Source organism: Planktotalea sp. (genome assembly GCF_039984035.1).
GTDB lineage: Bacteria > Pseudomonadota > Alphaproteobacteria > Rhodobacterales > Rhodobacteraceae > Planktotalea.
The window spans coordinates 1-8,633 of record NZ_JBDWVM010000085.1; the positions used below are offsets into that span (position 1 = coordinate 1).

Annotated in this window: 8 protein-coding genes and 1 riboswitch; of the genes, 3 read left to right on the plus strand and 5 right to left on the minus strand. The window is 54.2% G+C overall.

The features are described 5' to 3' along the window. The 3 genes from ABJQ89_RS03825 to thiB all read right to left on the minus strand — a co-directional run. Window positions 1-421: ATP-binding cassette domain-containing protein (locus tag ABJQ89_RS03825; RefSeq protein WP_348494944.1), on the minus strand; the 421-nt coding region annotated here is incomplete at its 3' end. Beyond that, window positions 414-1,961, minus strand: coding sequence for a thiamine/thiamine pyrophosphate ABC transporter permease ThiP (locus tag ABJQ89_RS03830; protein ID WP_348494945.1), 1,548 nt, complete (start codon window positions 1,959-1,961; stop codon window positions 414-416). The genes ABJQ89_RS03825 and ABJQ89_RS03830, both read right to left, overlap by 8 nt. Beyond that, entirely contained in the window at window positions 1,937-2,914 is a 978-nt protein-coding gene (gene thiB, locus ABJQ89_RS03835; RefSeq protein ID WP_348494946.1) for a thiamine ABC transporter substrate binding subunit, read from the minus strand. Before thiB ends, ABJQ89_RS03830 begins: the two co-directional genes overlap by 25 nt. A 40-nt stretch (window positions 2,915-2,954) precedes the next feature. Continuing rightward, window positions 2,955-3,060: riboswitch (TPP riboswitch) on the minus strand. 383 nt (window positions 3,061-3,443) lie between these two features. Here thiB and aroC point away from each other — a divergent pair. Then, window positions 3,444-4,544, plus strand: coding sequence for a chorismate synthase (gene aroC, locus ABJQ89_RS03840; RefSeq protein ID WP_348494947.1), 1,101 nt, complete (start codon window positions 3,444-3,446; stop codon window positions 4,542-4,544). An 81-nt stretch (window positions 4,545-4,625) separates the two neighbouring features. On the opposite strand, the gene serB is transcribed toward aroC, so the two are convergent. Together serB and ABJQ89_RS03850 are read right to left on the minus strand one after the other, a co-directional pair. Continuing rightward, window positions 4,626-5,501, minus strand: coding sequence for a phosphoserine phosphatase SerB (gene serB, locus ABJQ89_RS03845; RefSeq protein ID WP_348494948.1), 876 nt, complete (start codon window positions 5,499-5,501; stop codon window positions 4,626-4,628). Window positions 5,502-5,609: 108 nt separating this feature from the next. Next, window positions 5,610-6,437, minus strand: coding sequence for an SDR family NAD(P)-dependent oxidoreductase (locus ABJQ89_RS03850; protein WP_348494949.1), 828 nt, complete (start codon window positions 6,435-6,437; stop codon window positions 5,610-5,612). A 282-nt stretch (window positions 6,438-6,719) separates the two neighbouring features. On the opposite strand from ABJQ89_RS03850, the gene ABJQ89_RS03855 reads away from it, so the two are divergent. After that, complete coding sequence (locus tag ABJQ89_RS03855) at window positions 6,720-7,862, plus strand: phosphoserine transaminase (protein ID WP_348494950.1); 1,143 nt, start codon at window positions 6,720-6,722, stop codon at window positions 7,860-7,862. Between the two features lie 96 nt (window positions 7,863-7,958). Continuing rightward, window positions 7,959-8,633 (plus strand): hydroxyacid dehydrogenase (locus ABJQ89_RS03860; protein ID WP_348494951.1); only part of this gene is annotated, 675 nt, incomplete at its 3' end.

Here is an 8,633-nt window from a genome sequence, read left to right on the forward strand (position 1 = left end):
CAAGCGCTGCGCGGCTTTGTTGACCCCCTGATAGCTCCGCCGGTTTACGAGCCCCCATGCCATCCAGATCAACTGAGGTAAGCGCGCTTTGAACCGCGTCTCGCTCGACTTCGGAAAGTTTAAGGGATGGGCGCAAACCTAGCCCGACATTTTGCTCAACGCTCATGTGGGGAAAAAGATTATTATCCTGAAACAGCACCGAAAAGGGACGCGAGGCTGGCGGATCATTGGCAATGTCACGATCCTGCCAATTGATCTGTCCACGGGAAGCCGTCAGAAACCCCGCCAAGCCCATCAGCAAGGTCGATTTCCCTGCGCCAGATGGCCCTATAACGGCGATACGCGTCTGTGCGTTCAGCTGCATATCCGCCTGCAAGGAAAACGCGCCTTGCTGCAGTACCACATCTTTTAGCTCAAGCATTTCGCCGCCCCCACGCATCGCATATCCAAAACACTCCAAAGGACATAAGCCCCAATAGCAAGGCGGCGCCAGCCGCAGCATCCATGCGGTAGGCTCCCATCAGGCGAAAGATCTGCAGGGGCAGTGTCGCTTCGTCCGTCGCAGCGAACAAGGCCACAACGCCCAAATCGCCCATAGACAGCGCCGCCGCCAAACCAACGGCAAACCCCAGCGGTGCGCGAATGCGCGGCAGGATAACCAACCGCAATAGGGCGAAACCGGACAAGCCTAGGCTCATCGACAGTCGTCCGTAATGTGCGTTTACGTCCTGCACAGCTGGAATCAAAACGCGCAACGCAAAGGGGAGCGCCATTACTGCATTCACGCTCGCGGTTACCACCATCGCGCATTCTTGCGGCGATGCTAAAGGAAAGATCGCGATGAAGAGGCCCGTACCTATGACCAAAGGCGAAGCTGCAATGGCGAGCAATCCAACGCTCTCGATCCATGCGAACCGTACAGCGGCCAATGCGATAGAAAGGGCGAGGAAAAATGCCAGAGATGCAGACATCAACGCAACTTTGATAGAGAGCCATGCCGAGAACCAAACCGCACTTGGCAGCTCAGTGATGGCCCCAATCCCGCGCATCGCCACGGCGCTAAGTGGGACAAGCAGGAAGAGACTGGCAAGCAGGATCGCACATGTGTCACCCCACAGCGACAGGCGGTTGGCACCATCCCAACGCGCAGCAACGCGGTCGAGACCTTTGCCAAAGCCACCCTGACCTTGGCTCACCCAGAGCGCCAAAAGCGCAGCTGATCCCGCCATCACCAATTGAATGGATGCCAAAATTGAGGCTTTGCCAAGATCGAAATCAAATCGAAAGGCTTGATAGATTGCCAACTCGACAGTGGTTGCACGAGGACCGCCGCCAAGCGTCAGTGCGACGGCAAAGCTCGACAAACAGATCGCGAAAATAATCGCAAAAGCGCCCGGCGCTGCACGTTTCAGCATCGGCCATTCCAAATGAACGACCATATCGCGCGCTGAAAACCCAAGCTGTGCAGCCAGTCTAAAACGCTCAGCCGGAATACTGGACCATCCTTGCAGAATGACTCGCGTTGCCAGCGGTAAATTAAAGAAAACATGCGCTATGACAACGCCATGAAATCCGTAAATCGGAATTGGCGGCAAGCCTACTAACTCTAGCAATTGCGACACCCAACCAGAGCGCCCAAACACCGTCAAAAGGCCCATGACAGCCACAATAACAGGAAGAAGGAAAGGCGCGCCAAGGAGCGTAATAAGAAGCGAGCGACCAAAGAAGCGTCGCCGGTTCAGTGCCCGCGCAACAGGAATCGCGCAAATTACGCTGATGAGCGCTGAAAGAACGGCTTGGCTCACTGTAAATCGTACAGCGGCCCAATCGCTCGGGCCAAGTCGCCCCGCATCCGGCGCATAAAACGCCACAATACCAAGCGTGCCAAGGATCAGGGCCGCGACAAGCGCCGCCGCCCCGACCCCAAACCATGGGTTTATTTGCTGAGCGCGGTCAGCCATTCAGCCAATGCCGCATCGCGAAGCGCAGGTGCGTCCACCGCTGGAACCAACAAAGATTTCTCAGGTGTTACCAGTGTTTCGAAACCTTTTGGCAGGCCATCTGCTGGCGTCACTGCTGGGTACATCCAGTTGGTTGTTGGGATGATCGTTTGGAACGCATCGCCAACCATGAAGGCAAGGAACTTGTCCGCCAATTCGGATTGATCGCTGCCTGCCAATTTGCCCGCAACTTCGACCTGAAGGTAATGACCTTCCTCGAAAGACGCCGCTGCAAAGCCAGCGTCTTCTTCTGCAATCAAATGGTAAGCTGGTGATGTTGTGTAGGACAACGCCATGTCCGCTTCACCTTCAAGGAAGAGACCATAAGCTTCGGACCAACCTTTGGTGACAGTCACGATATTGTCGGAGAGGCCGTCCCAAATCGCTGGCGCTTCGTCACCGTAGGCCGATTTGACCCACATCAGCAGACCAAGTCCTGGTGTGGACGAACGCGGATCTTGGATAACGATCTTCAGATCGCTTTCGCCCAAGGCCTTGAGGTTCGCAGGCGCATCTACGCCGTCTTTGTGAACAAACGCGAAATAGCCCCAGTCGTAGGGAACAAACGTTGCATCATCCCATGCGATTGGCAGGCTGTAGTCAGCGCTTACGCTATGGGGCGCGAAGAGTTCTGTTTCCATCGCCGCCGCTGTCAGGTTCGTGTCCAAACCCAACACGACATCCGCATCCGTGCGCGCGCCTTCTAGCTTGATCCGCGCCAAAAGCGCCGCGCCATCACCAGCACCGACAAATTTCAGATCGCATGCGCATTCTGCTTCAAACGCTTTTTCTACAGCCGGGCCAGGGCCCCAATCACTGACAAAGCTGTCATATGTGTAAACAACGAGTTCAGGTGTCTCAGCCGCTGCCATAGAGGCCGCAAAAACACCCGCGATACATCCAAGATACTTCATCGTATTCTCCAAAATGTAGGCGGGCGGATGGATAGGGTTGGAAATTGGTCCAGACCTTCCCTCCGCCGGTCCTAACCGGTTCAGGTTCAACGGGTCATGCAAAATTTCGCAAATCTCAGGTCCGAAGACCCCCCCGAGGTGCGGCCAGATATAGACATCCCAAGACCATGACACAAGCAAGCTGTTCTTTCATATGCTAAGGCATTATTTTGTTTACTTTTTTGGGTCTTTATGTTAATCAAAGTTACATTCAAAACATTAAGAGAAAGGAGGCGCCCATGGGATGATGAGGGTTGCTATTTTGTGTGTTGAGCTAGCGATTATTTGGCTCATTTATTTTTGGTTCGGGTTTGTTACGACCTACGATATGCCACTTTGGATGACGACATTTATGGTCATCACGGTTGATCGATTGACAAATCTCATTACAGATTTCGCAAATCGAAGACGGACAGATCTGTCACAATGACTTGGCTTTGGCGCGTGTCCCGCGTATGTCCCTTGCGGACACAAACGCGAGCACACGCCCATGAGCCTTAATACATTCGGTCACATTTTCCGCGTCACCACTTGGGGTGAAAGCCACGGACCTGCTTTAGGCGCAACCGTAGACGGTTGTCCGCCGAATGTTGTGATTGATGAGACCTCGATCCAACACTGGCTCGACAAGCGTAAGCCCGGCACGAGCAAGTACACGACGCAACGCCGCGAAGCGGACGAGGTCAAAATTCTCTCAGGCACATTTGAGGGTAAAACCACCGGAACCCCTGTGCAGCTGATGATCGAAAACACCGATCAACGCTCTAAGGACTATGGCGATATCATCGAAAAGTTCCGCCCGGGCCATGCGGATATCACTTATTATCAGAAATACGGAAATCGCGACTATCGCGGCGGCGGTCGCTCCTCTGCACGCGAAACCGCGTCGCGCGTTGCCGCTGGTGGTCTCGCACGCGCAGCGCTCGACAAACTTGCACCCGGCATCGAAATCACCGGCTACATGACCCGCATGGGCGCCCATGAGATTGATCGCGATAACTTCGATTGGGATCAGATCGAACAGAACCCGTTCTGGACACCAGATGCAAAAGCCGCTGAAACATGGGCCGACTACCTTGATGGCTTGCGTAAATCAGGCAGCTCGGTCGGCGCGATCATCGAAGTCACAGCGCGCGGCGTACCCGCGGGCCTCGGCGCACCTGTTTACGGTAAACTCGACACCGACCTCGCCGCCGCCATGATGAGCATCAATGCCGTCAAAGGCGTCGAAATCGGTGAAGGTATGTCAGCCGCAATGCTAACGGGCGAACTCAACGCAGATGAAATCACCATGGGCAAAGATGGTCCGCGTTATAGCTCCAACCACGCGGGCGGTATCCTAGGTGGTATTTCCACAGGTCAGGACATTGTCGTGCGCTTCGCGGTGAAGCCGACCAGTTCTATCCTGACAACGCGCAAGACGATCACGAAGTCGGGCGAAAATACCGAAATCATCACCAAAGGTCGCCACGATCCCTGCGTCGGTATCCGCGCCGTGCCTGTTGGCGAGGCGATGATGGCCTGCGTGATCCTAGACCATCTGTTGCTGCACCGCGGCCAGATTGGTGAAAACCAAGGCACATTTGGTTAAGCTTCATCTTTCCAAATAAACTTGAAAATCTCGGGGGGCCATTAGCTCCCCGACCGATCCGATTGCGCAAGTAATTGGAAACTACTTCCCAGAGACAAAGTCGCTCTTCGCATAACCCTGCACGTAAAGCAGCGCAGTAAGATCGCCGAAATTCACCCTTACATCACATTGCGCCGCAACCGCTGGCTTGGCATGCAATGCAACGCCCGTGCCCGCACGCGTGAGCATGCCCAGATCATTTGCACCATCCCCAACCGCAATCACATCTGCTTCGGAAATACCAAGGCGCGCAGTGATCTCTTCCAGCGCATCCACCTTCGCCTGCTTGCCAAGGATCGGAAGCCCCACTTCACCCGTCAACTTGCCACTATCAGCCAGCAATGTATTCGCGCGGTTCTCGTCAAACCCCAATTTACCAGCAACAGAAGACGTGAACGCAGTAAATCCACCAGACACCAGCGCCGCATAAGCGCCATTCGCTTTCATCGTTGCCAGCAATGCAGGACCGCCTGGCATCAACGTTATCCGCTTTTCCAAAACATCTGTAATGACGCTCTCAGGAAGACCTTTCAGCAAACCAACCCGCTCGCGCAACGCACCGTCGAAATCAAGTTCACCGTTCATCGCAGCGGCTGTAATCGCCGCCACGCGCGCTCCGAAACCAGCCTCGTCCGCCAATTCATCAATGCACTCTTGTTGGATCATCGTGCTGTCCATATCAGCCAGCAACATCTTCTTGCGGCGCCCTTCGCTCGGTTGGACCACCAGATCAACGCCGATCTTTTGAACATCGTCCCACACATCCCAAAGATTGGCGGGCACACCTTCAAGAGAAAATTCAGCCGCTTCATCAGGAGCAAGCCAAAGCGCATCACCACCGCCCCATGCGTCCCGCAATGAAGTCACCAATGCAGGATCAAGTTTGCCGGGTTGTGCAATGAACGTCGTCGTAAACATGGAAGCGCGCCTTTCATAAAGTTTGGCAGCGCCCTACCCGATCCGCAGCAAAACAACCAGTGTTTTCAGGATCGCTATGAAACTGCGCCTTACAAATCTTGCGATTGTTTACAGATCAAGATCAGCCAAACATGCATCATAATCAGCAAGGTTTGCCTCGTGCCGATCAATCAGCGCTTGGCGTGCTTCGGGATCATTAAACACATGAAGCCGGTTTGCCTCGATCGCTTTCATACACAGCTCTGCATAGACATCTGGGCTCATCCCATTCTCAACCAAACTTCGAACCGCTTTATAGGCGTCCGATTGTTTGAACTTTTCGCGATGAACCTCCGCGGCAGGGCTGTTGTCAGATGTATTGTGGATGTTCGACTTAACCCATGTTGGACAGAGACAGGAAACACCAATCCCAGATTTCTTTAGCTCGATACGAAGTGCCTCAGAATACCCCGTGACCGCAAATTTGGTTGCAAAATATGGTCCCATACCGGGCGCTGTGACGTGCCCAGCCATTGAAGCCGTATTTACGATATGACCACCTTCATCATGGGCCGCGATCAACGGTAGAAATGTTTCTACGCCATGCACGACACCCATCAAATTGATATCGGTTATCCACTGCCAATCCCTTAGATCAATTTGACCTGGGCGCCCTGCAAGGCTTACGCCCGCGTTGTTGAACAGCAAATGAACTTTACCAAAAGCATCGATAGTCGCCTGAGCAGCGTTTTGGACAGATCCCGCATCGGAGACATCACAAACGACACTTTCAGTGTGTGCTTCCCCGACCTCAGCCCTCGCGGCTGCAAGCCCCTCGGCATTCATATCAGCCATCATGACATGTGCGCCGCGCGCAACCAGCGCTTTGGTAAGGGCAAGACCGATGCCGGAAGCTGCGCCTGTTACGAATGCATTTTTGTGGGCAATCTCTGTCATAACACTTCTTTCCAGCCAAAGGTTCCATGATGCGAACAGGGCAACGCTATGGGGCTGCGCTGAGTTAGGAAAGCGAAATAGAAAAACGTGTCGCAACGTTCCTTTAGAGCTCTCTGCCCCTATGCGCCTATCGGAAACGCCCAACGAAAAAATGTCGCAAAATGTTCAAGTTCATTCGCATGAGCGACATTTTGACTGTTGCGGATCATATGCGCCCCCCTTATGTCCGGCGGTGGGACACCCTTCCCCAACGAAGGGCATATATCTGTGAGGATACCAGCTATGGCTATCGAACAACCGGCAACGCGCCCGGCCAATCCGCGTTTTTCTTCTGGCCCATGTGCCAAACCCCCTGTTTTCAAACTCGAAAATCTGAGCGATGCGCCTCTGGGCCGCTCTCATCGTGCAGCTGTTGGCAAAGCCAAACTGAAAGCCGCGATTGAAGAGACACGCGAGATTCTCGGTGTTCCAGCAAACTACAAAATCGGTATCGTACCTGCCTCCGACACCGGCGCTTTCGAAATGGCGATGTGGAACCTTTTGGGTGAGCGTCACGTTGAAATGCTCGCTTGGGAAAGCTTCGGCGCGGGTTGGGTGACTGATGTCGTCAAACAGCTCAAGATCGACGCGACCGCCAAGACGGCTGAGTACGGCGAGATCGTTGACCTGTCCAAAGTGAACTTCGACAACGATGTTTGCTTCACATGGAACGGCACAACATCTGGCGTACGCGTTCCAAATGGCGACGTGATCCCAGAAGTTCGTGGCGGTCTGACACTTTGCGATGCAACATCCGCAGCGTTCGCGATGGACCTGCCTTGGGACAAGCTCGACGTGACAACCTTCTCTTGGCAGAAGGTTCTTGGCGGCGAAGCAGCGCACGGCATGATTATCCTCAGCCCACGTGCGGTTGAGCGCCTTGAAAGCTATGTACCTGCATGGCCTCTGCCGAAGATCTTCCGCCTCACGAAGGGCGGCAAGCTGATCGATGGTATCTTCTCTGGCGCAACGATCAACACGCCTTCCATGCTCGCGGTTGAAGATTACCTTCTCGCATTGGATTGGGCACGCTCTGTTGGTGGCCTCGAAGGTCTCATCGCGCGCGCAGATGCAAATACAGCTGCCGTGACGCAGTTCGTTGAAGCAAACGATTGGATCGAATTCCTTGCGGTTGATCCTGCGACGCGTTCCAACACGTCTGTCTGCCTGAAGTTCAACGACAAGCGCATCAAAGATGGCCCCGCATTTGCGAAAGCCGTCGCCAAACGTTTGGAAGCCGAAGACGTCGCTTTGGACGTTGGTGCATACCGCGATGCCCCTGCAGGTCTTCGCATCTGGTGCGGTGGCACCGTGGAAACCGCTGACGTGGAAGCCCTGCTGCCATGGCTCGCTTATGCGTTCGAAGCTGAAATCGCAGCTTCCTAAGACAAGGGTGCGTGGCAACCACGCACCTTACTTCGCTTCACATATGTAAGGTGCGTGATTGCACGCACCGCCCCTCAAAGAACAAGGACCAACACCATGGCCCCCAAAGTACTCGTATCCGACAAGCTCAGCGAATCTGCCGTTCAAATCTTCCGCGACGCAGGCATCGACGTCGATTTCCAACCTGACCTTGGCAAAGACAAGGACAAGCTGGCAGAAGTCATCGGTCAATATGACGGCCTCGCGATCCGTTCTGCGACGAAAGTGACGCAAAAAATCCTCGACGCCGCGACAAACCTAAAGGTCATCGCACGCGCAGGTATCGGTACTGACAACATCGATAAAGTCGCTGCCTCCCAGAAAGGTGTGATCGTCATGAACACGCCATTCGGCAACATGATCACGACTGCCGAGCACGCCATCGCGATGATGTTCGCTGTTGCGCGTCAGATCCCAGAGGCAAGCGCATCTACGCATGCTGGCAAATGGGAAAAATCCAAGTTCATGGGTGTTGAGCTGACCAACAAAACCCTTGGCGTTATCGGCGCAGGCAACATCGGCGGTATCGTTTGTGATCGAGCACGCGGTCTCAAGATGAAAGTTGCAGCATACGACCCCTTCCTCAGCGTTGAAAAAGCCGAGAAGATGGGCGTTGAGAAGGTTGAGTTGGACGAGCTTCTTGCCCGTGCAGACTTCATCACGCTGCACGTTCCCTTCACAGAGGCGACAGCAAACATCCTGTCCCGCGAAAACCTTGAGAAGACCAAAAAA

Excerpts from the sequence above, each read along its gene's own strand:
- thiB (WP_348494946.1), bottom strand. The coding sequence starts at position 2,914 with ATGAAGTATCTTGGATGTATCGCGGGTGTTTTTGCGGCCTCTATGGCA.
- ABJQ89_RS03855 (WP_348494950.1), top strand. The coding sequence starts at position 6,720 with ATGGCTATCGAACAACCGGCAACGCGCCCGGCCAATCCGCGTTTTTCT.
- ABJQ89_RS03830 (WP_348494945.1), bottom strand. The coding sequence starts at position 1,961 with ATGGCTGACCGCGCTCAGCAAATAAACCCATGGTTTGGGGTCGGGGCG.
- ABJQ89_RS03850 (WP_348494949.1), bottom strand. The coding sequence starts at position 6,437 with ATGACAGAGATTGCCCACAAAAATGCATTCGTAACAGGCGCAGCTTCC.
- aroC (WP_348494947.1), top strand. The coding sequence starts at position 3,444 with ATGAGCCTTAATACATTCGGTCACATTTTCCGCGTCACCACTTGGGGT.
- serB (WP_348494948.1), bottom strand. The coding sequence starts at position 5,501 with ATGTTTACGACGACGTTCATTGCACAACCCGGCAAACTTGATCCTGCA.